We start from the raw sequence: 23,501 nt of genomic DNA on the forward strand, positions 1-23,501 counted from the left end.
GATGCCGAAGGCGATCGCAAAGGAAGAGCTCGATCGGCTCAAGAGCGAGGTGTCGCTAAAACGCCTAATCGAGGGCCAGGGGCACGACCTGATGCGCCGGGGCAAGGATTGGGTGATGCGTTGCCCGTTCCATGACGATGTGTCGCCGAGCCTGGTGGTGACGGAATCGAAGAACCTGTACCACTGCTTCGGGTGCGGCGCGGCCGGCTCGGTGCTCGATTGGGTGATGAAAACGCAAGGAGTGTCGTTGCCGCACGCGGTGCAGTTGCTCAAGCAGGACGCGCCGCTCGATGGGATGCGGGTGGGTTTGGTGAAGACGCAGGCGCAACCGCTGCCGTCGGCGCTCGAGCCGCAGGTCGATGATCAAGCGCTGCTAGCGCGGGTGGTGGGCTACTACCATGGGACGCTCAAGGAGAGCCCGCAAGGCCAGGCGTATCTGACGGAGCGCGGCTTGATGCATCCGGAGCTGATCGATCGGTTCAAGCTCGGGCATGCGAATTCGACGCTGGCCTACCAGCTCCCGAAAAAATACACCGTGGCGGGCAAGGCGGTGCGCGAGCAGCTGCAGCGGGTGGGGGTGACGCGCTCGACGGGCTTTGAGCACTTGGGCGGGTGCATCGTCGTGCCGATCATCGGCGAGGACGAGGACGACCGCGGCCGAGTGTGGCAACTGTACGGACGGCGCACGGCCGATGCGAAGCTGGGCCGCAACGACGTGAGGCACTTGTACCTTGGCGCGCCGCTGCGCGGGGTGTGGAATGCGTCGGCGCTGGTGGCGCACAAGGAAATCATCGTGTGCGAGGCGTTAATCGACGCGATGACGTTCTGGTGCGCGGGCTATCGCAACGTGATCGCGGCGTATGGGGTCAATGGGTTCACCGAGGACCATTGGGCCGCGCTCAAGCGCCACGGCACGCGCCGGGTATTGATCGCGTATGACCGTGACGAGTCGGGCAATGCCGCGGCTGAGAAACTCGCGACGCAGATGCTGGAATCGAGCATCGAATGCTTCCGGGTGCTGTTTCCGAAGGGGATGGACGCGAACGATTACGCGCGCAAGGTACTGCCGGCGCCCAAGAGCCTGGGCGTGATGCTGCAACAGTCGCAGTGGCTGGGCAAAGGCAAGGGGCCAAGCGTAGCTGTGACGGTGCCTCACACGCCCGAGTTGGCGACTAAAGAAGAAGCGGTGCCGGCAGAGCAGACGTTGCCGACGCCGGCCACGCTCGCCGTTGAGCCGACGCCGGAACCGAGCCCGACCGCTCCTTCTTTAGCCGCTACAACCGAGCCTGATGTATCGCTGGCGCCCGTGCCGGCCACGGCGCCGGCGCTGCCTGTCGAAGAGCCGACGGCAACGGAGGGGGCCGCTGGCGAGCTGCTGCTGAGCTTCGGCGATCGGCATTGGCGGGTGCGTGGTTGGCAAAAGAACCTCGGTCCGGACCAGATGCGCGTGAATGTGCAAGTCAGGAGCGAGGCGGGCTATCACGTCGACACGCTAGACGTGTATAGCGCGAAGCAGCGTGCGGCGTTCATCAAGATGGCCGCTGCCGAGCTCGGCACGCAAGGCGATACGGTCAAGCGAGATCTCGGGCGCGTGCTATTGAAACTCGAGACGTTGCAGGATGAGGCGATCACGGCCGCCCTCGCGCCGAAGGATGCGGCCCCGCCGATCGACGAGGCGCAGCAGCGCGCGGCGTTGGAGTTGCTGAAGGCCCCGAATCTGATCGAGCGCATCGTCGAAGACATGGAGCGCTGTGGGATTGTGGGCGAGTCGACGAATCTGCTGGCGGGCTACCTCGCGGCGGTCTCGCGCAAGCTCGATGCGCCGCTGGCGATCCTGATCCAGTCGACGAGCGCGGCCGGTAAGAGCTCGCTGATGGACGCGGTGTTGAACCTGATGCCCGACGAAGAGCGGATCCAGTACAGCGCGATGACGGGGCAGAGCCTGTTCTATCTGGGCGAGACGGACTTGCAGCACAAGATCCTGGCGATCGCCGAGGAAGAGGGTGTGCGGCAGGCCGCGTATGCTTTGAAACTCTTGCAAAGCGACGGCGAGCTGACGATTGCTTCGACGGGCAAGGACGAGACGACGGGTAACTTGGTGACGAAGCAATACCGCGTGAAAGGCCCGGTGATGCTGATGCTCACGACGACGGCGATCGACGTCGACGAAGAATTGCTCAATCGATGTCTGGTGCTGACGATCAACGAGACGCGCGAGCAGACGCGAGCAATCCACGCGCGTCAGCGTGCGGCGCAGACGCTGGAGGGGCTGCTGGCCGAGGCGGACCGCGAGGCGATTACGACGTTGCACCGCAACGCACAGCGGCTCTTGAAGCCCATACACGTGGTCAATCCGTACGCGCATCGGCTGACGTTCTTGGACGACAAGACGAGAACGCGGCGCGATCACGTGAAATACCTGACGCTGATCCGCTCGATTGCGCTGCTGCACCAGCATCAGCGCGAGGTGAAGCGGGTCGAGCATCGAGGCCAGAGCATCGAATACATCGAGGTGACGCGCGAGGACATTGCGCTGGCGAACCGTATCGCGCATGACGTGCTGGGCCGCACGCTCGATGAGCTGCCGCCGCAGACGCGGCGCTTGGTGACGTTGTTGGTGGATTGGGTGAGGCATGAGTGCGAGGCCCGAGACGAGACGCGTGAAGCGCTTCGCTTTACACGGCGCGAGGTACGCACGGCGACACGCTGGGGCGATACGCAACTGAAAATCCATCTGTCGCGCTTGGTCGAGCTCGAGTATGTGATCGCGCACCGCGGACGCAACGGCGTGTTCGAGTATGAGTTGCTATACGGCGGCGAGGACGATGGCCGGGCGCATCTGTGCGGGCTGATCGACCCGACTGCCCTTGCAGACGGCGGCACGCGGTCGGGACCGAGCGATGATCGGTCGGGCTCTGGTCGGGCCATGGTCGGTGGTCGGTCGGATGCGGTTGAGAGGCCGCAAAGCCATACCGAACAAGGCGAAGCCGTCGATCCGGTCGGGCCTGCGCGAAGTGCGGTTAACTCCGACGGCGGCATCCTCTCTTTATCCGCAGTTGTTGAGCCGTCCTAACGATGCCGAACCTTGGACGGCGCGAGCCGTATCCGCCGATCGGGCCGGCGCACGATCCGCTGAGCTTGTATCGGCAGATGATGGACTTCCTGATGTGGCTGGAGGAGCGCAACACGTCGCGGCATACGCTCAAGCATTGGGAGCTGTATCTGCGGTACTTCGTGAGCTGGTGCGACGAGCGAGGCTTGACGCGGCCGGCGGAGATAACGCGGCCGATCCTGGAGCGCTATCAGCGGCACCTGTTCCTGAAGCGCAAAAAGAACGGTGCGCCGCTGTCGGCGACGACGCAGGCTTCGCGGGTGACGCCGATCAGGAAGTGGTTCCGGTGGCTCACGCGTAACAACCGGGTCTTGTACAACCCGGCGGCCGATCTGGATCTGCCGAAGGTGGAAGAGCGCCTACCGAAGCACGTGCTGACGATCGAGGAGGTCGAGCGGGTGTTGAACCTGCCCGACACGACGACGGCGCTGGGCGTGCGCGATCGGGCGATGCTGGAGACGCTGTACAGCACGGGGATTCGGCGGATGGAGATCATCGGGCTGCAGCAGCGCGACGTCGATTACGAGCGCGGCACGCTGATGGTCCGGCAGGGCAAGGGCAAGAAAGATCGGATGATTCCGATCGGCGATCGAGCGCTGGCGTGGGTGGCCCGGTACCGCGACGAGGTGCGCCCGGAGCTGGCGATCGCGGGCGACGACGGCACGCTGTTCCTAACGGTAACGGGCCAAGCGTTCTCGGATAACCGGATGACGCAGATGGTGCGCAATTGCGTGCGAGCGGCGGGGCTGGGCAACATCGGCAGTTGCCACCTGTTTCGGCACGCGATGGCGACACAGATGTTGGAGAACGGGGCGGACGTGCGGTTCATCCAGGCGATGCTGGGTCACGCGGACATCAAGACGACGCAGGTCTACACGCGGGTGAGCATTCGGGCGCTGAAGGATATCCATTCGGCTACGCACCCGGCGCGATTGGAGCGAAGCGTTTCGCCCGGCCGTGATGGGGTTGAAGAGCGAAAGGTGACGGCAAGTGACCTGTTCGCTGCATTGGATGCGGAGGCGGATGAAGAGCCCGTCCCATAAGGCTGTGGCCGGGGGCTGTGCGTGGCGAAAGGTGACGTTTGGTGGCCCGAACTGGACCGGTTGAAAGAAGTCGGCGGCATAGGCCGAAGTGTGCGATACTTGTATCGCAAGTGTTATGAAAAGAGGGAACGATGGCTATCTCGATTCGTTTGCCCGAAGAGGTGGAAAGCCGGCTGAGCCAGCTGGCGAGCCTGACTGGGCGCAGCAAGACGTTTTACATCCGCGAGGCAATCGTGGAGCATTTGGACGACATGGAGGATCTGTACCTGGCTGAGCGCGAGCTGGAAGAGATTCGTGCCGGCCGTGCGCGCACGGTACCGCTGGAAGAGGTGATGAAGCGTTATGGCATGGCGGATTGAGCTATCGCCAGAGGCGCAAAAGAAACTTGATGGATTTGATCGGCAGGATACCCGGCGCATCCTGAAATTCCTTTACGAAAGGGTGGCGCCGCTAGAGGACCCGCGCAGCATTGGAGAAGCGCTGAAGGGTTCGCGGCTGGGTGAGTTCTGGAAATACCGTGTGGGCGATTACCGGGTGATCAGCCATATCGAGGACGGAGCTCTGCTGATCATGGTGGTTCGCGTGGGCAATCGACGCGACGTGTATCGCTGACGAGCTTGTTGCAGACCGACGTGCTTCCTTCTTAGCCGCGCTTGTGCGGCACTCTCCATCCCTTCCAGCTAACCCCGACGGGCCGATACAATCGGCCCGTCGGCGCTTACGCGCCATCGTTCTTTAACTTCCTTCGCGGACGCCTCGGAAGGCCGCAAAACCGCGTCTAGGCAAAAAATCTCTCCGACCGAACCGCGTCTAGGCGATGACCGGCCGCAAAGCCGTGTCGTGTCTAGGTTTGCGGGCCATTGCAGGCAAAGGTTGCCTCGGGTGCTGGATATGGGGCCATTGGGGCAGCAGCTAGTGCGGTTGCGACTGCGTACATGGTTCAGCAGGCCGGCGGTGCGGCCAACCTGACGAACGAGCAGCGTGCGGTGATTGTTGGCGCGGCAACGTTGCTGGGCGGATTGACTGCGGGGCTCGCCGGGCAGGACGCGCAAGCTGGGGCGTTGGCTGCTCAGAACGAGGCGCTTAACAACGGCACGCAGAACCACGATCTGCACAAGGATCAGGAGGAACTCAAGAAGGAACTCTCGCAGGAGCGTGCCAAGCTGTACGGCGAAGGGGAGGAAATCATCGGGTATGACGCGGAAGGCGATCCGATCACGGTATTGAAGGGAGGCGGTACAGTTGGTCTCGGCTCGGGGATGGGGAGCCGACAAGGCACGACTGGAAACGCACCTCGGTTAGGGGGTGGGAGCACAGTTGGCGTTGATGCAGGAAATGGCGCGAATGATTGGAACGATGCGTCCAAGGGGAACGGCACCTCAAGTGAGCCTGTCTATAATTCGCAGGGAGCGGCAAGAGCCGCTACGAACAGCGGCAATTGGTCAAGTGGGTCGTTAAGTGCCACCGTGCAGAACATCGTGGGCTCAAATCCCGATGTGACGTACACGACATCGGGAAAGACAATCTATACCAATCCGGCCACCGGCATGTCAGTGGTGTACGACAACGCCGGGAACTACTACCGGGTACAGAATGGAGCTGGTCAGTATCTGGATCAGAGTGGCAACGCGGTCCCGAACAACGTTCCGCTGATCGGTCCGAATAGGACGACACAGACCGGTGTCCCGTCGGGCGTAAGAAATGGCTTAACACACTTCAACAACACCGATCCGGTCAAGTGAGAGCGATGGTTATGCAGATGCAGCAGTCACTGGTTTCGATGAACAAAGGGCTTGGACAGCTACGCCTGTCGGGGCCACTATCCGAATGGCTATTCGCATCGAAATTCTGGTCTGACCTCAACGCCAAACAAGGCACGATGTTCGATCAGTTTGAGGAAGACGAAGCGGACGTGCCGATAATCAGAGTCGTTGTTGAGGAACTGGAGCGCCGAGTGCGCGCTTTGCGGGAACTGGGCGAACACGACGTAGAGTTCGTATATCGTTGGACAGCCGAGCACAAGCCCCTGACAACAAGCGTACCGAGGGAGTCGTTATTATCAGAGGTCGTGATGCTTCGCGATTTTCTTGCCGATGCGGTCGCTCAAAACTGCCCCGTGACGTTCGCACTCTAAGCTTGGGCGAGTGCCGTGCCGAAAAGCCTCGCCGTGTCTATGTTTTCTGACCGTTGCGGACCAAGGCTGCGTCAGGGCTGGATATGGGGCCATTGGCGGAGCCGTGAGTGCGGCGTTCTCGCCGGACTTCATCAAGGCAATCGATCCGACGGGGGCACAACTGAGTTCGGGTCAGCAAGCGGCGTTGGCCGGCTTTGCGACGCTGCTGGGAGGAGTAACCGCAGGGCTCGCAGGGCGGAACGCGCAGGCCGGTGCGCTGGCGGCCCAGAACGAGGCGCTGAACAACTCCGGGGACCACCCGGATGACGCTGCGAAAAAAGGCGGATTGCTGAGCGCGTTCGGCAACTGGTTGCAAAACACCTACGGCGATCCGCTCGGCGACCTCGGCCGTTGGGGTAACCAGTTTCTGGGGCTAGTGAAGGCCAACAATGGGCAGACGCCGCCGTCGGATCCGAACCCGCTTGTGCAGGCGAACAATGGTAATCCGCCGGCGACTGGCGGGTCAGTGGTGACGCCGCCGGTGGTAGCTTGCTCTCCCGGCGCAGGGTGCGTGTTTACGCCACCGATAGCTACTCCGGGCGCGACCGGTGCGCCGAGCAACGCGCTGCTGTCGAATGGCAACGGCGGAAATACGGGAAGTGGAGCAAGCGGAGAAGATTCGTCGACGAGCGGCGGACGCATTCAGATTGACGACTCGCGAGCGGGGCATATCTTCCGCGATTCGGATGGACATATCAGTGATACTCCGGCGAATCGCCAGCTTCTTGAAAATGTTGCGAACGATCCATCAGCTGTTTTAGGAACGGATAAGTACGGCACTACGTGGGCTGCGAAAACAAATCCGGACGGCACCCAGACATGGGTAGGTATCCGAGGTGGTAAGGTTAGCTACGGTGGAATTAACCAAACGCCAAAGTCGTTTAATCCTCAAACTGGGTTGGCCTCACCTACGAGGCCGGGTAAGTGAAATGACTGATTCGTTGACGATCACAGAAGCCTTCCGTGCGATGTTGATCTTCTTAGATCGCTATTACGAGAGAGGAGGTTGTCAAAGCGAGGACATCGCGACCCTGTTGAGCGGCCTATCGCAAACAGTCTGGGCTGACGGCAGTACAAACGATCCAGCCCAATGGCAAGATTGGTTGGACGCTGTTCGAGCAGCAAAAGGTGAAGCTGCATAGGGCAAGCACGTGAGCCGACCTGAACCCGGCTTCGGCCGGGCTCGCTGCTTATGGGGGCAGTCAAGCGGGCGTGATCACCAGCCGCTCGTGTTGGACTTCGATCTTGAGGCGCTGTCGGGGTTTGAAGCCGGCGTGCTCGAGCCACCTTCCTGAGAGCTTGAGCCAGGGCACGAGGGGCGGGTTGGTACGCCGGCGAGGTGCGTAGGGTCGCCAGCGTCGGGATTCCTGAATCGTGACGCTTCGCGTGGAAGGGGCGTGGAATGCTTTAAGATCGGCGTCAGCCATGATCGACTCCTGGTGCGAGTTGATGGTGGTCAGCGGGTCGTATGGGTTGCCGCCCGTGCGGCCCGCGCTTCGTTTACGGCGATGTATGAGTTGAAGTTCTCCTTGATCTGAACGGTCTGAGCGACCGTGATCGACTGTATCGTGAGCGAGCGGTGCTCACCATTGGCCGCTTGGCCGAGGGATCTGCAGTAAGGTCCAGCGGCGCTGCGCGCCGAAGAAGCACGAAGGGCCGGGGGTAAATCGTCTGCTGCCCGTCATCCCTGCGGGCTGCCGGTCATCAGCCGATTGAACATAAAGCTTTGAAATTAGCAACGGCCGAAGGGCTGCCCAGCGGTTCACAAGAGCTGCCGCGGGCAGCCCTTCGGCCGTTGCTAATTTGCTTTATGTCTGGCGCCCCCGGCCCGAGTTACGCGCGCGGTGCGCGCATGAATATGCCAGGGCCGCATGCGCGGCCGACGATGAGGAGTACGAAAGAATCCGAGCATGGCGCTGGCGCGCAAAGAGAAAAGCCAGGGGCCGCGTTGCGGCCGGAAAGAGAGATGTGCCCCGCCCGCCCCCAAGGGGCTCCCCACCTGCTGCCTGAGTCAGTGGGACTCACGCTGCTGTCCCGCCAAGTTTAGCGCCGTGCTCGTCGCGTCAAGGGTTCGCTTCGCCGGGCTGCGCCCGCCCTTGACGCGCCTGCGCGCGGCGCTGGCTGGGTTGGGCCAACAGCGCGAGTGTCGCGCCGGGCGAACAGCAAGGAGCGAAGCGATGGAAATGAAGGTCGAGATGCTGCCGGAGTTTGTTGCGTTCTGCGATCAGGAAAAGACCACGGCGGAGGCGGTGCTGAGGTGCTTCATGAGGGATGTGCTGGCCGTGTACGAAGGCAAGCAGGAGCCGAGCGATACGGCGCTCGGCGTGGTTCAGGCGTACGCGTGGAGCTACTTCGTGAGAGTGACCAATCCTGAGCGGTACTTCTGAGCACCGGTTAGGGCCGGCGGTGCCGGCCCGTTGCGCGCGGGTGCGCGCAACGCAAAAGCGCGGTTTGGCATGCGGTGCAAGCCGCCGAGTCGTCTTGCACCGCGGTGCCGAGCGTGGAGAACCGACGGCCGTCAAGGCCAAGCCCTCCGGGCGCGCGATGCGCGGCCTTGACGGGTTCGAACTCGGTGGGGCGTCTGACGGTTATCTGCGTTGGTCTGCAGGCGCCCAAGTTCCGCCCGGTTTGCCGTCGGCCTACGGCCGCCGTCAAACCGGGCGGGAGAGGGAAGGGTTTAAAGAGAAGAAGAAAAGCGTCCCCAACCCCAGCGTTGCGGTGGGGTGCATGGGGGCTAAATCGAGATGCGGTCGATTAGCCCTGAGCGAGCACGGTATCGAGCAGGTCGGAGGCGAGCTTCTGCTTGGAGCGAGGCAAACGACTGATCTGCTCGACTTGCCGTTGCAGTCGAGAAACCGGGCCGGGCTTGTGCGGAAGAGCGGCGGACTCGCCGATGAGTTCGGTGACGCTGACCTTCAGCTCCGTGGCGAGGGCGAGCAACGTGGGAACAGGCAGACGCAGACGACCGCCCTCGTAATGCGCGAGGGTCTGCTGTGCAATGCCCAGTTGCTCGGACAGTTGCACCTGGGTGAGTCCGCGGGCCTTGCGCGCCTGTGCGATGCGCGCACCCAGTTCCTTGAAAAGCTGCTCGTCCTTGGTCTTCACGCCGATGATTAGCGAGGTGATGAGAGCCATGACGATAACCCTGGTTTCGGAAAGTAGGCTTGACAATACTCGTAAACAGAGTACTCTGCAACGCAGTTTTTTTACTCTAACCCTCTTGACAGGTTTTTAGCGGAGGCCGGGAAGACGATGCCGAAGGCGATCGCAAAGGAAGAGCTCGATCGGCTCAAGAGCGAGGTGTCGCTAAAACGCCTAATCGAGGGCCAGGGGCACGACCTGATGCGCCGGGGCAAGGATTGGGTGATGCGTTGCCCGTTCCATGACGATGTGTCGCCGAGCCTGGTGGTGACGGAATCGAAGAACCTGTACCACTGCTTCGGGTGCGGCGCGGCCGGCTCGGTGCTCGATTGGGTGATGAAAACGCAAGGAGTGTCGTTGCCGCACGCGGTGCAGTTGCTCAAGCAGGACGCGCCGCTCGATGGGATGCGGGTGGGTTTGGTGAAGACGCAGGCGCAACCGCTGCCGTCGGCGCTCGAGCCGCAGGTCGATGATCAAGCGCTGCTAGCGCGGGTGGTGGGCTACTACCATGGGACGCTCAAGGAGAGCCCGCAAGGCCAGGCGTATCTGACGGAGCGCGGCTTGATGCATCCGGAGCTGATCGATCGGTTCAAGCTCGGGCATGCGAATTCGACGCTGGCCTACCAGCTCCCGAAAAAATACACCGTGGCGGGCAAGGCGGTGCGCGAGCAGCTGCAGCGGGTGGGGGTGACGCGCTCGACGGGCTTTGAGCACTTGGGCGGGTGCATCGTCGTGCCGATCATCGGCGAGGACGAGGACGACCGCGGCCGAGTGTGGCAACTGTACGGACGGCGCACGGCCGATGCGAAGCTGGGCCGCAACGACGTGAGGCACTTGTACCTTGGCGCGCCGCTGCGCGGGGTGTGGAATGCGTCGGCGCTGGTGGCGCACAAGGAAATCATCGTGTGCGAGGCGTTAATCGACGCGATGACGTTCTGGTGCGCGGGCTATCGCAACGTGATCGCGGCGTATGGGGTCAATGGGTTCACCGAGGACCATTGGGCCGCGCTCAAGCGCCACGGCACGCGCCGGGTATTGATCGCGTATGACCGTGACGAGTCGGGCAATGCCGCGGCTGAGAAACTCGCGACGCAGATGCTGGAATCGAGCATCGAATGCTTCCGGGTGCTGTTTCCGAAGGGGATGGACGCGAACGATTACGCGCGCAAGGTACTGCCGGCGCCCAAGAGCCTGGGCGTGATGCTGCAACAGTCGCAGTGGCTGGGCAAAGGCAAGGGGCCAAGCGTAGCTGTGACGGTGCCTCACACGCCCGAGTTGGCGACTAAAGAAGAAGCGGTGCCGGCAGAGCAGACGTTGCCGACGCCGGCCACGCTCGCCGTTGAGCCGACGCCGGAACCGAGCCCGACCGCTCCTTCTTTAGCCGCTACAACCGAGCCTGATGTATCGCTGGCGCCCGTGCCGGCCACGGCGCCGGCGCTGCCTGTCGAAGAGCCGACGGCAACGGAGGGGGCCGCTGGCGAGCTGCTGCTGAGCTTCGGCGATCGGCATTGGCGGGTGCGTGGTTGGCAAAAGAACCTCGGTCCGGACCAGATGCGCGTGAATGTGCAAGTCAGGAGCGAGGCGGGCTATCACGTCGACACGCTAGACGTGTATAGCGCGAAGCAGCGTGCGGCGTTCATCAAGATGGCCGCTGCCGAGCTCGGCACGCAAGGCGATACGGTCAAGCGAGATCTCGGGCGCGTGCTATTGAAACTCGAGACGTTGCAGGATGAGGCGATCACGGCCGCCCTCGCGCCGAAGGATGCGGCCCCGCCGATCGACGAGGCGCAGCAGCGCGCGGCGTTGGAGTTGCTGAAGGCCCCGAATCTGATCGAGCGCATCGTCGAAGACATGGAGCGCTGTGGGATTGTGGGCGAGTCGACGAATCTGCTGGCGGGCTACCTCGCGGCGGTCTCGCGCAAGCTCGATGCGCCGCTGGCGATCCTGATCCAGTCGACGAGCGCGGCCGGTAAGAGCTCGCTGATGGACGCGGTGTTGAACCTGATGCCCGACGAAGAGCGGATCCAGTACAGCGCGATGACGGGGCAGAGCCTGTTCTATCTGGGCGAGACGGACTTGCAGCACAAGATCCTGGCGATCGCCGAGGAAGAGGGTGTGCGGCAGGCCGCGTATGCTTTGAAACTCTTGCAAAGCGACGGCGAGCTGACGATTGCTTCGACGGGCAAGGACGAGACGACGGGTAACTTGGTGACGAAGCAATACCGCGTGAAAGGCCCGGTGATGCTGATGCTCACGACGACGGCGATCGACGTCGACGAAGAATTGCTCAATCGATGTCTGGTGCTGACGATCAACGAGACGCGCGAGCAGACGCGAGCAATCCACGCGCGTCAGCGTGCGGCGCAGACGCTGGAGGGGCTGCTGGCCGAGGCGGACCGCGAGGCGATTACGACGTTGCACCGCAACGCACAGCGGCTCTTGAAGCCCATACACGTGGTCAATCCGTACGCGCATCGGCTGACGTTCTTGGACGACAAGACGAGAACGCGGCGCGATCACGTGAAATACCTGACGCTGATCCGCTCGATTGCGCTGCTGCACCAGCATCAGCGCGAGGTGAAGCGGGTCGAGCATCGAGGCCAGAGCATCGAATACATCGAGGTGACGCGCGAGGACATTGCGCTGGCGAACCGTATCGCGCATGACGTGCTGGGCCGCACGCTCGATGAGCTGCCGCCGCAGACGCGGCGCTTGGTGACGTTGTTGGTGGATTGGGTGAGGCATGAGTGCGAGGCCCGAGACGAGACGCGTGAAGCGCTTCGCTTTACACGGCGCGAGGTACGCACGGCGACACGCTGGGGCGATACGCAACTGAAAATCCATCTGTCGCGCTTGGTCGAGCTCGAGTATGTGATCGCGCACCGCGGACGCAACGGCGTGTTCGAGTATGAGTTGCTATACGGCGGCGAGGACGATGGCCGGGCGCATCTGTGCGGGCTGATCGACCCGACTGCCCTTGCAGACGGCGGCACGCGGTCGGGACCGAGCGATGATCGGTCGGGCTCTGGTCGGGCCATGGTCGGTGGTCGGTCGGATGCGGTTGAGAGGCCGCAAAGCCATACCGAACAAGGCGAAGCCGTCGATCCGGTCGGGCCTGCGCGAAGTGCGGTTAACTCCGACGGCGGCATCCTCTCTTTATCCGCAGTTGTTGAGCCGTCCTAACGATGCCGAACCTTGGACGGCGCGAGCCGTATCCGCCGATCGGGCCGGCGCACGATCCGCTGAGCTTGTATCGGCAGATGATGGACTTCCTGATGTGGCTGGAGGAGCGCAACACGTCGCGGCATACGCTCAAGCATTGGGAGCTGTATCTGCGGTACTTCGTGAGCTGGTGCGACGAGCGAGGCTTGACGCGGCCGGCGGAGATAACGCGGCCGATCCTGGAGCGCTATCAGCGGCACCTGTTCCTGAAGCGCAAAAAGAACGGTGCGCCGCTGTCGGCGACGACGCAGGCTTCGCGGGTGACGCCGATCAGGAAGTGGTTCCGGTGGCTCACGCGTAACAACCGGGTCTTGTACAACCCGGCGGCCGATCTGGATCTGCCGAAGGTGGAAGAGCGCCTACCGAAGCACGTGCTGACGATCGAGGAGGTCGAGCGGGTGTTGAACCTGCCCGACACGACGACGGCGCTGGGCGTGCGCGATCGGGCGATGCTGGAGACGCTGTACAGCACGGGGATTCGGCGGATGGAGATCATCGGGCTGCAGCAGCGCGACGTCGATTACGAGCGCGGCACGCTGATGGTCCGGCAGGGCAAGGGCAAGAAAGATCGGATGATTCCGATCGGCGATCGAGCGCTGGCGTGGGTGGCCCGGTACCGCGACGAGGTGCGCCCGGAGCTGGCGATCGCGGGCGACGACGGCACGCTGTTCCTAACGGTAACGGGCCAAGCGTTCTCGGATAACCGGATGACGCAGATGGTGCGCAATTGCGTGCGAGCGGCGGGGCTGGGCAACATCGGCAGTTGCCACCTGTTTCGGCACGCGATGGCGACACAGATGTTGGAGAACGGGGCGGACGTGCGGTTCATCCAGGCGATGCTGGGTCACGCGGACATCAAGACGACGCAGGTCTACACGCGGGTGAGCATTCGGGCGCTGAAGGATATCCATTCGGCTACGCACCCGGCGCGATTGGAGCGAAGCGTTTCGCCCGGCCGTGATGGGGTTGAAGAGCGAAAGGTGACGGCAAGTGACCTGTTCGCTGCATTGGATGCGGAGGCGGATGAAGAGCCCGTCCCATAAGGCTGTGGCCGGGGGCTGTGCGTGGCGAAAGGTGACGTTTGGTGGCCCGAACTGGACCGGTTGAAAGAAGTCGGCGGCATAGGCCGAAGTGTGCGATACTTGTATCGCAAGTGTTATGAAAAGAGGGAACGATGGCTATCTCGATTCGTTTGCCCGAAGAGGTGGAAAGCCGGCTGAGCCAGCTGGCGAGCCTGACTGGGCGCAGCAAGACGTTTTACATCCGCGAGGCAATCGTGGAGCATTTGGACGACATGGAGGATCTGTACCTGGCTGAGCGCGAGCTGGAAGAGATTCGTGCCGGCCGTGCGCGCACGGTACCGCTGGAAGAGGTGATGAAGCGTTATGGCATGGCGGATTGAGCTATCGCCAGAGGCGCAAAAGAAACTTGATGGATTTGATCGGCAGGATACCCGGCGCATCCTGAAATTCCTTTACGAAAGGGTGGCGCCGCTAGAGGACCCGCGCAGCATTGGAGAAGCGCTGAAGGGTTCGCGGCTGGGTGAGTTCTGGAAATACCGTGTGGGCGATTACCGGGTGATCAGCCATATCGAGGACGGAGCTCTGCTGATCATGGTGGTTCGCGTGGGCAATCGACGCGACGTGTATCGCTGACGAGCTTGTTGCAGACCGACGTGCTTCCTTCTTAGCCGCGCTTGTGCGGCACTCTCCATCCCTTCCAGCTAACCCCGACGGGCCGATACAATCGGCCCGTCGGCGCTTACGCGCCATCGTTCTTTAACTTCCTTCGCGGACGCCTCGGAAGGCCGCAAAACCGCGTCTAGGCAAAAAATCTCTCCGACCGAACCGCGTCTAGGCGATGACCGGCCGCAAAGCCGTGTCGTGTCTAGGTTTGCGGGCCATTGCAGGCAAAGGTTGCCTCGGGTGCTGGATATGGGACCATCGGCGGAGCGGCTGGTGCGGCGTTCTCGCCGGACTTCATCAAGGCGATCGATCCGACGCGGGCACAACTGAGTTCGAGGCAGCAAGCGGCGTTGGCCGGCTTTGCGACGCTGCTGGGAGGAGTAACGGCAGGGCTCGCAGGGCAGGACGCGCAGGCTGGGGCGCTGGCCGCGCAAAATGAAGCGCTGAACAACTCGGGAGATCATCCGGCGGATGCTGCGAAAAAAGGCGGATTGCTGAGTCAAATCGGGGATGCTGCCAGCGCCTTCATCGACAGGGTGAAATCGACCTTCAGCGATCCGATTGGCGACACGGCGAGGGGGATCAACTACTTCGTTCTCGGTGGGCAATCGCACTGGCCAGGATGCGCAATCAGACCCGAATCGACAGTTGGATCCGACCAGCGGCCCGACGCACGGCGGCCCAACCGCGCCCGCTCCTGTCACCCCACTGGGGGCACTCGTCTGCTTGATGACCGGGGGATCGGCTTGCGCCTTGGCGCCGCTGTTCGGTGCAGCACCGGTATCGCCACCGCCCAGCAATGTGTCGCTGTCGAGCGGTAGCGGCGATAGTGGCTCGGCAAGCGGAACGGAAGGACAAAGTGGCGCAGACAGCAGCGTACCCGGTCGAGTACAGTCGCGCATCAATGTGACCAACGATGGGTTGGACCATATTGGAGACCGCCATCTTGATTCGACGGTAAATGCAAGTCAGTTTACGATCAGCGAGAGCGACCTTACGAACCTGCTACAGAATCCGAACACCGTGTCGACTCCTGTGACTCGAACGATCCAGAGCGGCAATAGCATCAACTATGTACGGGAAGTTGATGCCGGTCATGTCGTCGGCACAGATAAATTCAACAACTACCAGCCGACGTCAGCGATGACGGTGATTACCGACAAGTACGGTAACCTTGTGACGGCGTTTCCTGGGAAATTGAAATGACAGCGAGGAACTCTGAGAAAAGAGCGTTGATTGAGCGCGAACTTCTGGTCGCCTCCGAGCAGCTATGCTCGAAGAATGACCAGAGCGGACTAGGACTCGCGCTACGCAGTTACGGGCCGACGCTGGAATGCGCGTTCATTCTGGAGTGGGTGCCGGAGCAGGCGGAAGACATCTATTGGGTGCTTACTGGTTTCAACGAGATAGCGAAAGTCGAGGTTCCACGGGGGCGATCAGATGACGACGAACCTGCCTTGCTACAGAAGATGGATGTTGCGGCGTATCGCGAGAGGCGTCACTCAAGAGAAGCGAGGGAAAAGCTGGAAATCGCGCTTGAATTGCTGCGTCGTTGAGCATGGTGGTTTGTGTTGAACCGCCCCCGCAAAACGAATCCCTTGCTGAGCGTTTAGACTCAAGCAAGGAGAGACAAGAAGATGAGCAAGACGACGCGGGCGCGCTACACGCTCGATTCAAGCAGGGCAAGGGCAAGAAAGATCGGATGATTCCGATCGACGGTCGGGCGCTGGCGTGGGTGGCCCGATATCGCGACGAGGTGCGGCCGGAGTTGGCAATCGCCGGCGACGACGGCACGCTGTTCCTGACGGTAACGGGGCAAGCGTTCTCGGATAACCGGATGACGCAGATGGTGCGCAATTGCGTGCGAGCAGCGGGGTTGGGCAACATCGGGAGCTCTGCCACTTGTTCCGGCACGCGATGGCCACGCAGATGTTGGAGAACGGGGCGACGTGCGGTTCATCCAGGCGATGCTGGGGCACGCGGACGTCAAGACGACGCAGGTCTACACGCGGGTGAGCATCCGGGCGCCGAAGGATATCCATTCGGCTACACATCCGGCGCGGCTTGGCCGTACGGTGTTGAGGATCGATGAGGATCGATGAGGAGCGCGACGAATCGCCGACGGCGGCTGACCTGCTAGCCGCGCTCGACGTCGAAGAGACGGACGAGCAGGGTAGTAGCTAAGTCGAAGCCATCGACGAGCGCCAATGGCATGAGCGTCAGTTAGAGTGCTTCGGCACAGAATGCTGCGGGTGTAACGATGCGAGTGCGGCCAAGGTTGCCTCGCTGCAAGAGTCCGGCGCGATGATCACCGGTCACGAGGTAGTCCACTTCGCCGGTCTGGGCCATCGCAAGCAAAAAGGCATCGTTGGGATCATCGGTCTCGATGTTCTCCAGCAGGTGATTCAGGACGATGGCGCGCTGTAGGTTGTTGAGCATCGTGCCGACAAGATGCGGCTGCAAAATGGCCTTCAACTTCGGGTAACGGCTGGCGCGGCGCAATTCGTCGAGCTGTGTGGTTGAGGTGACGAGTTCGACGCGGCCGGCTCGCCAAGCACGATAGATGATGTCGGGCGAGCCGTGTGGAGAGATAAGGGCGCTCAGCAGGATATTGGTGTCTAGAACGACCCGCATCAATGTTCACGCGCCCATTGCACCGCTTCGGAGACGATGGCCATTAGGTCAGCTTCGCTGACGTTGACATTGGCCATCTTGGCCTGTTCGGCCGATAGCTCGAGCAGATGGGCACGCACGGCTTCTTCGATGAAGCGCGACAGATCGCCCTTGCGGCCTCCACCTTGAGAGGCAAGGAACATGCGAACCGACTGATCGGTGTCGGCCGACACGGCGACGTTCCAACGTACTGAATTCATGGCGATTTCCATAAGATCGGTGTATATGTGTTTATACACCCGTCTTGAATTGATGGCAACTGGCCGGTTGGCCTTCACCTCCCAGCCGCCTAGGGCGGCTCTCTCCCTTCTGCGCGCTTCATTGGCCGCTACAATCGGCCCGTCGGTGCTTCCGCGCCTCGCTCTTTAACTTCCGTCGCCGACGCCTCGTCGGGCCGCAAAACTGCGTATTTCGGCGAACGTGACCGCCGATTTCGGGAACGTGACCGATTTGGCGGGTTCGATGTTGCGCGGGGTTGATTCTAGGTTTCTGGATCAGCTTTCGTCGAGTACGACCTCCTTTGTTTGAGGGTTCGGAGCGACTTTTCGAAGCGACTCGCCCTTGAGCGTGATGCGGTGATGTCGCTGCATGAGTCGGTCGAGCATCGCATCGGCAATCGTTTCGTCGCCGATCCAGCCGTGCCAGTGCTCGATGGGCAATTGACTGGTCACGATTGTGGCTTTGCCGGCGGCGCGGTCGTCGATCATCTCCAGCAAGTCGTTGCGCACCATCGCGTCCAGTGGAGCCATTCCCCAATCGTCGAGTAGCAAGACGTCGACGCGCGCCACTTGCATGAGCCACTTCGTGAAGCCGCCGTTGCCGTGCAGGATCCGAAGCTCCTCAGTCAGTCGCGGTACACGCAGGTACAGTGCCGAGTGCCCGCGTCGGCAGGCGTACTGCGCCAGCGCACAGGCGAGCCACGATTTGCCCGCACCGGTGGGGCCACTGATGAGCAGGCTGTAGCCCGACTGAACCCAGTCGCCCAGCGCCAGGCTCATGAGCGCGCGAGCATCGATGCCACGGCCCGAGCGCGTATCGAGATCCTCGATCGCGGCCTGCGGATACTTCAAGTGCGCATGTTTGAGCAGCCGTGTGCGACGCCGGTCGTCGCGCCAGTTCGTCTCGCGGTCCACCAGTAACGACAGGCGCTCCTCGAAGCCCAGCTTGGCGCTGCCCGGCTGCGCGAGTTGTTCTTCGAGCCCGTCGGCGAAGCCGTCGAGCTTGAGCGTGCGCAACTGTGTCAGTGTTTGTTGCATCATCATCGCCGTGTGCCTTCTTATTGGTAATAGCCGGGGCCGCGCACGTGCGCATGACTCGGGCTCGTCCAGTCCGCCGGCGCCATCGCGACGGCGCGGTCTCGGTTGTTGAGCAGGATCTCGCGCACATGTCGGTAACGATGCACACCGAGCTCGAGTGCCAACGCACACGCGGCTTCGAGTCGGTCCCGGCCGTAGCGCCGCGACAGCGAGAGCAGCCCCAGGCATGCCCGATAGCCGTGTTCGGGGTGGCGCTGTTCTTCCAACAATCGCGTCACAAGCACCGCCGTTGCCGAGCCGATCTGCTGCGCCCAGTGGATCAGACGCTGCGGCGTCCACTCCAGGTGTGCGCGGTGTGCCGCGGGCATATGTTCGACGACGGTCGTGTAGCCGCCCACGTGCTCGTTGCGTGCATGGCTCGCCACACGACGCCCGCGATGCAGGAGCTCAACGGCGCCGCCGGTGATGCGGGCTTCGAGCTTCAAGCCGACGAGCGCATGCGGCACGCTGTACCGATGCTTACCCACCTCGACGTGGTAATCGATGTGCACCGTCACCGTCTTGAAGCGTGCGAGTTCGTACGGCTGGGCCGGCAACGACAACAAGGCGGGCGCGTCGAGCTGGGCAAACGCACTGGCTCGGCATCCGGGCAGCTTCTGGAAGGGACGCTCGTTCAGATACGTCAGCAATGGGCTGATTGCGTCATCGACGGATTGCACCGAGCCGAACTCGTGATGACGCAAGCGCGCCATGATCCAGCGCTCGACCACTTGCACGGCTGACTCGACCTTAGCCTTGTCCTGCGGTCGATAGGTTCTCGCTGGCAGGAAGGACGTGCCGTAATGCCGCGCGAAATCGAGCACGGTGTCGCCAGCGCGAGGCTCGTAACGATCGGGGTCAGCGATCATGGCGCGTGGGTTGTCGGGCACGATCAGTTGCGGCACGCCGCCGTAGAACGTCAGTGCTCGCGCAATGCCGCCAAGCCAGTCCTCCATCGTCTCGGCAGGCGTGGCGCACGCGAACGTATAGCTCGAGGCGCCCATCGCAGCGACGAACACGTGCGCGCGTCGCCCCGTCGTCAACGGCAGCGTGGGTCCGGCGAAGTCGACGAACAGCTTCTCGCCGGCGCGGTGGATCTGGCGCATCGAGCGCTTCAGGCGCTTGGCGAAGCTCTTGTAGTGCTCGCAGAACTGCGTGTAACGATAGGTCTGCCGGTCGGCGAACTCGGCTTGGTACTCCTCCCAGAGCAGCGTGAGCGTCATGCCCTTGCGGCGCAGTTCCTGGTGGATGCGCCCGTAGTCGGGCTGGGCGTAGGCCGCAGGCCCCGTGGGCTTGCCCATCAAACGCCGCTCGAGCTCGCCCTCATCCATATCGCAGGCGCTCGCCCAGTCGAGCTCGGCTGCCTTGGCAAGGCCAACGTACTTCGTGACGACGCCCTTGGAAATGCCCAACGACGCGGCGATTCGATCATGCGAGAAACCGCCGTCGAACTTCAGTCGTAAAACGTCCTTGATCATGCGCGTGTTCATCCGGTGCGCGGGCATCGTCTCTCCGGCCAAAGCCGTCGAGCATAGCCCGCGTGGTTGGGGTCACGCGCAACGCCAAACCTGCATGTCGGTCCGACCGGTCACGTTGCCGAAATCCTCGGTCACGTTCCCGAAATCGCCGGTCACGATGCCGAAACGCTCGGTCACGTTGGACCGAAATACGCACAAAACCGCGTCTAGCCGAAAAACCCTGCTGCCCGAACCGCGTCTACGCGGTGACGGGCTGCAAAGCCAAGCCGCGTCTAGGTTTGCGGGCCGTTACGGTCAGAGGTTGCCTCGGGTGTTGGATATGGGGCGATTGGCGCAGCGGCCTCGGCCGCACTGTCGCCGGACTTCATCAAGGCAATCGATCCGACGGGGGCACAACTGAGTTCGGGGCAGCAAGCGGCGTTGGCCGGCTTTGCGACGCTGCTGGGAGGAGTAACCGCAGGGCTCGCAGGGCAGAACGCGCAGGCCGGTGCTCTGGCGGCCCAGAATGAGGCGCTGAACAACTCGGGGGATCATCCGGCGGATGCGGCGAAAAAAGGTGGGGTACTGAGCGCGTTTGGCAATTTGCTGAGCGCGATCGGCGACCAGTTAGCAAGCGCGGGGCGCGGCGCGGTGAACATGGGTACCGAGTTCATCGGGTTGATGCAGTCTGGTGCGCAGCAGAAGATGTCCGAGTCACCTTCTTCTTTGGTTGCTCAAGGCATCGCGAACGGGGTGAACGCTGTTGCGGGTACAGGAGGCGGCCGGCCTCCTACTGCTGGTCCAGATGCTGTGACGGTGGTTTCTGGCACCGGACAGGCAACGTCTGCGACAACTCTCGGTACGCCACCGAATGCGTTATTGTCGAGCAGCAACAACGATAGTGGTTCCGGCAAGTCAGACAGTCAGGGCGTTGAGGGCAACGCTACAGCCCCCTCATCTACGTACGACACGTCGATTACTTCGGCCGGGAGCCTGTATCCCAATGTACGGACGGACGTGACTGCGAGTCAGTTTCAAGCGAACCTGATCGCTAATGGCTACAGCGTGACTAACCAAGGCACGAGCACGAACGGTGGATTTACAGTGTTAAGTAATGGGACATCAACCTACACGATATATACTCGGAGTAGCACGGGTGCGGCAGGCGTTCAATACTTTGGGCCGGGTGGACCTGTAAAGTTCTCCCTCGGAGGACACTGATAAATGAACACGAAGTTGATAGCTGGAGAGGAAGGTGCTCGGCGAAAAGCGTTAGACGTTGCTATCGGGGCATTGAACTGTGACCGGCGATTGCCGGAAAACGTATTCGCTGGCGCATGGAGGACGTTCCTTTTTTGCGAATCGGACCGCATCTTCGATCTAGGATTCGTGAGTGTCGTGATCCGATTGTTGGAGCGCGAGAATTCGCACGTCGCCTGTCTTATTAACCTCGACGAGACGGATGTCACGAGGCTTGAGGAGGGCGCTGCAACTATCTTTGTAGACAGCAGCGTTACTGGCATACGGTACATGGGCGCCCTGGAAGACAGGGGGGCTGCCGGCGGTTGGCTTTACACAGTCAACCGATATATCTGTTCGTCTGATATCGGGGAATGGTGCATCTATTGCGAGAAGGATAATGACATCGCTGTTGTGGGTTTGCGCGATGTTGGTGGTGTTCGAGGATTTGAACAACCTTTAAAGAAGTTAGGGGCCAAACCGATCGAAGAATTGATCGACGGCGGGGCGTCTCCGTTGTTTCCATTCGACCACTTGATTCCTTCTTGGCGCGAGGGGCTACTCAAGAACTATGGTGATCGCTAGCAGGAACCCAGTGCGGGCCGGGTTCGCTGCCTATGGGAGTAGTCAAACGGGCGTAATGACCAGCCGCTCGTGTTGGACTTCGACCTTGAGGCGTTGGCGCGGTTTGAATCCGGCGTGCTCGAGCCAACGGCCGGAGAGCTTGAGCCAGGGCACGAGGGGCGGGTTGGTACGCCGGCGAGGTGAGTAGGGTTGCCAGCGGCGGGATTCCTGAATCGTGACGGTGCGCGTGGAACGCGTGTCAAATGCTTTAAGATCGGCGTCAGCCATGATCGACTCCTGGTGCGAGTTGATGGTGGTCAGCGGGTCGTATGGGTTGGCGCCCATGCGGCCCGCGCTGCGTTTACGGCGATGGAAGGGGTAGCCGTTCTCCTGTTAGTGGTGATGTTAAGTCTTTGATTGTATTAAGAATCAGTAGTCCTGAACATTGGCCGATCGGCCTAGGACGCTGAGTAAAGCAGTGCGGGCCCTGCGGCCCGATACCGTGACGAATGAAGAAATGCCGGTCCGGAGCGGCCCGGAAATCCTGGCCGTGGGCCAGGATTGGTCACGAAGGGTTTGTGCGGGCCAGTAGGCCCGATGAGGTGACGAAGAGAGTTCGTGCGGCCCGCTGGGCCGAGGGTCACGAAGGGCCGGGGGTAAATCGCCTGCCGGCTGCCGCCGTCCCTGTCGGGCCGTCGTCATCCGTCAGCCGATTGAACATAACGCGGGCCATTATCAACGGCCGGTGCCCGGCCGTTGATAACGCAGCGTTATGTCTTGCGCCCCCGGCCCTGATGTATGGCGCGCTGGCGCGCAAAGAAGAAGTCAGAGGCCGCGTCGCGGCCGAATAACGAGATGCGCCCCGCCCACCCCACCGTCCGCCCCCAAAAGGGGCTCGCGGCATACGCTCAAGCATTGGGAGCTGTATCTGCGGTGCTTCGTGAGCTGGTGCGACGAGCGAGGCTTGACGCGGCCGGAGGATATAGCGCGGCCGACCCTTGAGCGCTATCAGCGGCACCTGTTTCTGAAGCGCGAGAAGAACGGCGCGCCGCTGTCGGCGACGACACAGGCTTCGCGCGTGACGCCGATCAGAAAGCGGTTTCGGCGGCTCACACGTAATAACCGGGTCTTGTACAACCCGGCGGCCGACCTGGACCTGCCGAAGGTGGAAGAGCGTTTGCCGAAGCACGTGCTGACGATCGAGGAGGTCGAGCGGGTGCTGAACCTGCCCGACACGACGACGGCGCTAGGGGTGCGCGATCGAGCGATGCTGGAGACGCTGTACAGCACGGGGATCCGGCGGATGGAGATCATCGGGTTGCTGCAGCGCGACGTCGACTGCGATCGCGGCACGCTGATGATCCGGCAGGGCAAGGGCAAGAAAAATCGGATGATTCCGATCGACGATCGGGCGCTGGCGCGGGTGGCCCGATATCGCGACGAGGTGCGGCCGGAGTTGGCAATCGCCGGCGACGACAGCACGCTGTTCCTGACGGTAACGGGGCAAGCGTTCTCGGATAACCGGATGACGCAGATGGTGCGCAATTGCGTGCGAGCGGCGGGGCAGGGCAACATCGGGAGCTGCCACCTGTTTCGGCACGCGATGGCGACACAGATGTTGGAGAATCGGGCGGACGTGCGGTTCATCCAGGCGATGCTGGGGCACGCGGACATCAAGACGACGCAGGTCTACACGCGGGTGAGCATTCGGGCGCTGAAGGATACCCATTCGGCTACGCATCCGGCGCGGCTTACGCGTGCGACACTGAGGCCGGAGGATGAGCCGCCGCCGACGGTGGCCGACTTACTGGAAGCACTGGACGCCGAGGCGCAAGTCGAGGGCGAAACGGAGGAATGGGGTGAATTTACGGGAGTGGTTAAAATGGCGCCATGCGTG

23 protein-coding genes and 2 pseudogenes are annotated in these 23,501 nt (G+C 62.1%); 18 read left to right on the forward strand and 7 right to left on the reverse strand.

Going from position 1 to position 23,501, the window contains the following annotated elements; genetic code table 11:
• Nucleotide 1: 1 nt before the first annotated feature.
• The 7 genes from U0034_RS17705 to U0034_RS17735 all read left to right on the forward strand — a co-directional run bounded on the left by U0034_RS17705 (nt 2) and on the right by U0034_RS17735 (nt 7,256).
• Nucleotides 2–3,073, forward strand: a complete 3,072-nt coding sequence (locus U0034_RS17705) for a CHC2 zinc finger domain-containing protein (protein WP_085227215.1) — start codon at nt 2–4, stop codon at nt 3,071–3,073.
• 77 nt (nt 3,074–3,150) lie between these two features.
• Nucleotides 3,151–4,155 carry a site-specific tyrosine recombinase XerC gene (gene xerC / locus U0034_RS17710; RefSeq protein WP_233211785.1) on the forward strand — a complete coding sequence of 335 codons (1,005 nt, stop codon included), beginning with the start codon at nt 3,151–3,153 and terminating at the stop codon, nt 4,153–4,155.
• Between the two features lie 131 nt (nt 4,156–4,286).
• Complete coding sequence (relB, locus tag U0034_RS17715) at nt 4,287–4,514, forward strand: type II toxin-antitoxin system RelB family antitoxin (protein ID WP_085227217.1); 228 nt, start codon at nt 4,287–4,289, stop codon at nt 4,512–4,514.
• Nucleotides 4,498–4,767: a type II toxin-antitoxin system RelE family toxin gene (locus U0034_RS17720; RefSeq protein WP_085227218.1), complete on the forward strand. Its 270-nt coding sequence runs from the start codon at nt 4,498–4,500 to the stop codon at nt 4,765–4,767. The genes relB (U0034_RS17715) and U0034_RS17720 overlap by 17 nt, the downstream gene beginning before the upstream one ends.
• A gap of 323 nt (nt 4,768–5,090) precedes the next feature.
• Nucleotides 5,091–5,897, forward strand: coding sequence for a VENN motif pre-toxin domain-containing protein (locus U0034_RS17725; RefSeq protein ID WP_085227219.1), 807 nt, complete (start codon nt 5,091–5,093; stop codon nt 5,895–5,897).
• A gap of 17 nt (nt 5,898–5,914) precedes the next feature.
• The gene (locus tag U0034_RS17730; protein ID WP_139831144.1) at nt 5,915–6,289 is read left to right on the forward strand and encodes a hypothetical protein; all 375 of its coding nucleotides are present in this window, start codon (nt 5,915–5,917) and stop codon (nt 6,287–6,289) included.
• Nucleotides 6,290–6,392: 103 nt separating this feature from the next.
• Nucleotides 6,393–7,256 carry a filamentous hemagglutinin gene (locus U0034_RS17735; RefSeq protein ID WP_233211786.1) on the forward strand — a complete coding sequence of 288 codons (864 nt, stop codon included), beginning with the start codon at nt 6,393–6,395 and terminating at the stop codon, nt 7,254–7,256.
• A gap of 274 nt (nt 7,257–7,530) precedes the next feature.
• Here the strand turns inward: U0034_RS17735 and U0034_RS17740 are convergent, their stop codons facing one another.
• Entirely contained in the window at nt 7,531–7,755 is a 225-nt protein-coding gene (locus U0034_RS17740; protein WP_085227212.1) for a SymE family type I addiction module toxin, read from the reverse strand.
• A 750-nt stretch (nt 7,756–8,505) separates the two neighbouring features.
• On the opposite strand from U0034_RS17740, the gene U0034_RS17745 reads away from it, so the two are divergent.
• On the forward strand, nt 8,506–8,715 hold the full coding sequence (locus tag U0034_RS17745) for a hypothetical protein (protein ID WP_139831143.1): 210 nt from the start codon (nt 8,506–8,508) through the stop codon (nt 8,713–8,715).
• Between the two features lie 367 nt (nt 8,716–9,082).
• On the opposite strand, the gene U0034_RS17750 is transcribed toward U0034_RS17745, so the two are convergent.
• Nucleotides 9,083–9,463, reverse strand: a complete 381-nt coding sequence (locus tag U0034_RS17750; protein WP_085227214.1) for a helix-turn-helix domain-containing protein — start codon at nt 9,461–9,463, stop codon at nt 9,083–9,085.
• A gap of 117 nt (nt 9,464–9,580) precedes the next feature.
• Here U0034_RS17750 and U0034_RS17755 point away from each other — a divergent pair, with 117 nt between their 5' ends.
• From U0034_RS17755 to U0034_RS17785, 7 genes and pseudogenes are all read left to right on the forward strand, one after another.
• Entirely contained in the window at nt 9,581–12,652 is a 3,072-nt protein-coding gene (locus U0034_RS17755) for a CHC2 zinc finger domain-containing protein (protein WP_085227215.1), read from the forward strand.
• A gap of 77 nt (nt 12,653–12,729) precedes the next feature.
• On the forward strand, nt 12,730–13,734 hold the full coding sequence (gene xerC, locus U0034_RS17760; protein ID WP_233211785.1) for a site-specific tyrosine recombinase XerC: 1,005 nt from the start codon (nt 12,730–12,732) through the stop codon (nt 13,732–13,734).
• Nucleotides 13,735–13,865: 131 nt separating this feature from the next.
• A complete protein-coding gene (relB, locus tag U0034_RS17765; RefSeq protein WP_085227217.1) occupies nt 13,866–14,093 on the forward strand; it encodes a type II toxin-antitoxin system RelB family antitoxin in 228 nt (75 codons plus the stop codon).
• Nucleotides 14,077–14,346 (forward strand): type II toxin-antitoxin system RelE family toxin, encoded by a 270-nt coding sequence (locus tag U0034_RS17770; RefSeq protein WP_085227218.1) that lies wholly within the window; start codon nt 14,077–14,079, stop codon nt 14,344–14,346. The genes relB (U0034_RS17765) and U0034_RS17770 overlap by 17 nt, the downstream gene beginning before the upstream one ends.
• 380 nt (nt 14,347–14,726) lie before the next feature.
• Nucleotides 14,727–14,771, forward strand: a pseudogene (locus U0034_RS17775) (hypothetical protein); the annotation flags it as partial.
• 253 nt (nt 14,772–15,024) lie between these two features.
• On the forward strand, nt 15,025–15,582 hold the full coding sequence (locus U0034_RS17780) for a hypothetical protein (protein WP_233211784.1): 558 nt from the start codon (nt 15,025–15,027) through the stop codon (nt 15,580–15,582).
• A complete protein-coding gene (locus U0034_RS17785) occupies nt 15,579–15,932 on the forward strand; it encodes a hypothetical protein (RefSeq protein ID WP_085227222.1) in 354 nt (117 codons plus the stop codon). The genes U0034_RS17780 and U0034_RS17785 overlap by 4 nt, the downstream gene beginning before the upstream one ends.
• Nucleotides 15,933–16,599: 667 nt before the next feature.
• Here the strand turns inward: U0034_RS17785 and U0034_RS17790 are convergent.
• The 4 genes from U0034_RS17790 to istA all read right to left on the reverse strand — a co-directional run bounded on the left by U0034_RS17790 (nt 16,600) and on the right by istA (nt 19,849).
• Nucleotides 16,600–17,010, reverse strand: a complete 411-nt coding sequence (locus U0034_RS17790; RefSeq protein WP_085227223.1) for a putative toxin-antitoxin system toxin component, PIN family — start codon at nt 17,008–17,010, stop codon at nt 16,600–16,602.
• Nucleotides 17,010–17,249, reverse strand: a complete 240-nt coding sequence (locus U0034_RS17795) for a ribbon-helix-helix domain-containing protein (protein ID WP_085227281.1) — start codon at nt 17,247–17,249, stop codon at nt 17,010–17,012. The genes U0034_RS17790 and U0034_RS17795 overlap by 1 nt, the downstream gene beginning before the upstream one ends.
• A 294-nt stretch (nt 17,250–17,543) precedes the next feature.
• Entirely contained in the window at nt 17,544–18,311 is a 768-nt protein-coding gene (gene istB / locus U0034_RS17800) for an IS21-like element helper ATPase IstB (protein ID WP_085227224.1), read from the reverse strand.
• 14 nt (nt 18,312–18,325) lie between these two features.
• Nucleotides 18,326–19,849, reverse strand: coding sequence for an IS21 family transposase (gene istA / locus U0034_RS17805; RefSeq protein ID WP_143795496.1), 1,524 nt, complete (start codon nt 19,847–19,849; stop codon nt 18,326–18,328).
• Between the two features lie 393 nt (nt 19,850–20,242).
• On the opposite strand from istA, the gene U0034_RS17810 reads away from it, so the two are divergent.
• Both U0034_RS17810 and U0034_RS17815 read left to right on the forward strand, forming a co-directional pair.
• Nucleotides 20,243–21,022, forward strand: a complete 780-nt coding sequence (locus tag U0034_RS17810; protein WP_233211981.1) for a hypothetical protein — start codon at nt 20,243–20,245, stop codon at nt 21,020–21,022.
• A 3-nt stretch (nt 21,023–21,025) separates the two neighbouring features.
• Nucleotides 21,026–21,625, forward strand: coding sequence for a hypothetical protein (locus tag U0034_RS17815; RefSeq protein WP_139831199.1), 600 nt, complete (start codon nt 21,026–21,028; stop codon nt 21,623–21,625).
• A gap of 42 nt (nt 21,626–21,667) precedes the next feature.
• Here the strand turns inward: U0034_RS17815 and U0034_RS17820 are convergent, their stop codons facing one another.
• Nucleotides 21,668–21,949, reverse strand: coding sequence for a SymE family type I addiction module toxin (locus U0034_RS17820; protein ID WP_085229456.1), 282 nt, complete (start codon nt 21,947–21,949; stop codon nt 21,668–21,670).
• Between the two features lie 427 nt (nt 21,950–22,376).
• On the opposite strand from U0034_RS17820, the pseudogene xerC (U0034_RS17825) reads away from it, so the two are divergent.
• Nucleotides 22,377–23,384, forward strand: a pseudogene (gene xerC, locus U0034_RS17825) (site-specific tyrosine recombinase XerC); the annotation flags it as partial.
• Nucleotides 23,385–23,501: the final 117 nt, after the last annotated feature.

Source organism: Trinickia caryophylli (genome assembly GCF_034424545.1).
In the GTDB taxonomy this organism is placed as follows: domain Bacteria; phylum Pseudomonadota; class Gammaproteobacteria; order Burkholderiales; family Burkholderiaceae; genus Trinickia; species Trinickia caryophylli.

Bases quoted from the DNA above. Each gene is read 5' to 3' on its own strand.
- istB (WP_085227224.1), bottom strand. From the start codon at position 18,311: ATGATGATGCAACAAACACTGACACAGTTGCGCACGCTCAAGCTCGAC.
- U0034_RS17740 (WP_085227212.1), bottom strand. From the start codon at position 7,755: ATGGCTGACGCCGATCTTAAAGCATTCCACGCCCCTTCCACGCGAAGC.
- U0034_RS17790 (WP_085227223.1), bottom strand. From the start codon at position 17,010: ATGCGGGTCGTTCTAGACACCAATATCCTGCTGAGCGCCCTTATCTCT.
- U0034_RS17730 (WP_139831144.1), top strand. From the start codon at position 5,915: ATGCAGCAGTCACTGGTTTCGATGAACAAAGGGCTTGGACAGCTACGC.
- relB (WP_085227217.1), top strand. From the start codon at position 13,866: ATGGCTATCTCGATTCGTTTGCCCGAAGAGGTGGAAAGCCGGCTGAGC.
- U0034_RS17755 (WP_085227215.1), top strand. From the start codon at position 9,581: ATGCCGAAGGCGATCGCAAAGGAAGAGCTCGATCGGCTCAAGAGCGAG.
- relB (WP_085227217.1), top strand. From the start codon at position 4,287: ATGGCTATCTCGATTCGTTTGCCCGAAGAGGTGGAAAGCCGGCTGAGC.
- U0034_RS17815 (WP_139831199.1), top strand. From the start codon at position 21,026: ATGAACACGAAGTTGATAGCTGGAGAGGAAGGTGCTCGGCGAAAAGCG.
- U0034_RS17770 (WP_085227218.1), top strand. From the start codon at position 14,077: ATGGCATGGCGGATTGAGCTATCGCCAGAGGCGCAAAAGAAACTTGAT.
- U0034_RS17720 (WP_085227218.1), top strand. From the start codon at position 4,498: ATGGCATGGCGGATTGAGCTATCGCCAGAGGCGCAAAAGAAACTTGAT.
- U0034_RS17745 (WP_139831143.1), top strand. From the start codon at position 8,506: ATGGAAATGAAGGTCGAGATGCTGCCGGAGTTTGTTGCGTTCTGCGAT.
- U0034_RS17725 (WP_085227219.1), top strand. From the start codon at position 5,091: ATGGTTCAGCAGGCCGGCGGTGCGGCCAACCTGACGAACGAGCAGCGT.
- U0034_RS17785 (WP_085227222.1), top strand. From the start codon at position 15,579: ATGACAGCGAGGAACTCTGAGAAAAGAGCGTTGATTGAGCGCGAACTT.
- U0034_RS17750 (WP_085227214.1), bottom strand. From the start codon at position 9,463: ATGGCTCTCATCACCTCGCTAATCATCGGCGTGAAGACCAAGGACGAG.
- U0034_RS17820 (WP_085229456.1), bottom strand. From the start codon at position 21,949: ATGGGCGCCAACCCATACGACCCGCTGACCACCATCAACTCGCACCAG.
- U0034_RS17705 (WP_085227215.1), top strand. From the start codon at position 2: ATGCCGAAGGCGATCGCAAAGGAAGAGCTCGATCGGCTCAAGAGCGAG.
- xerC (WP_233211785.1), top strand. From the start codon at position 3,151: ATGATGGACTTCCTGATGTGGCTGGAGGAGCGCAACACGTCGCGGCAT.
- xerC (WP_233211785.1), top strand. From the start codon at position 12,730: ATGATGGACTTCCTGATGTGGCTGGAGGAGCGCAACACGTCGCGGCAT.
- istA (WP_143795496.1), bottom strand. From the start codon at position 19,849: ATGCCCGCGCACCGGATGAACACGCGCATGATCAAGGACGTTTTACGA.
- U0034_RS17795 (WP_085227281.1), bottom strand. From the start codon at position 17,249: ATGAATTCAGTACGTTGGAACGTCGCCGTGTCGGCCGACACCGATCAG.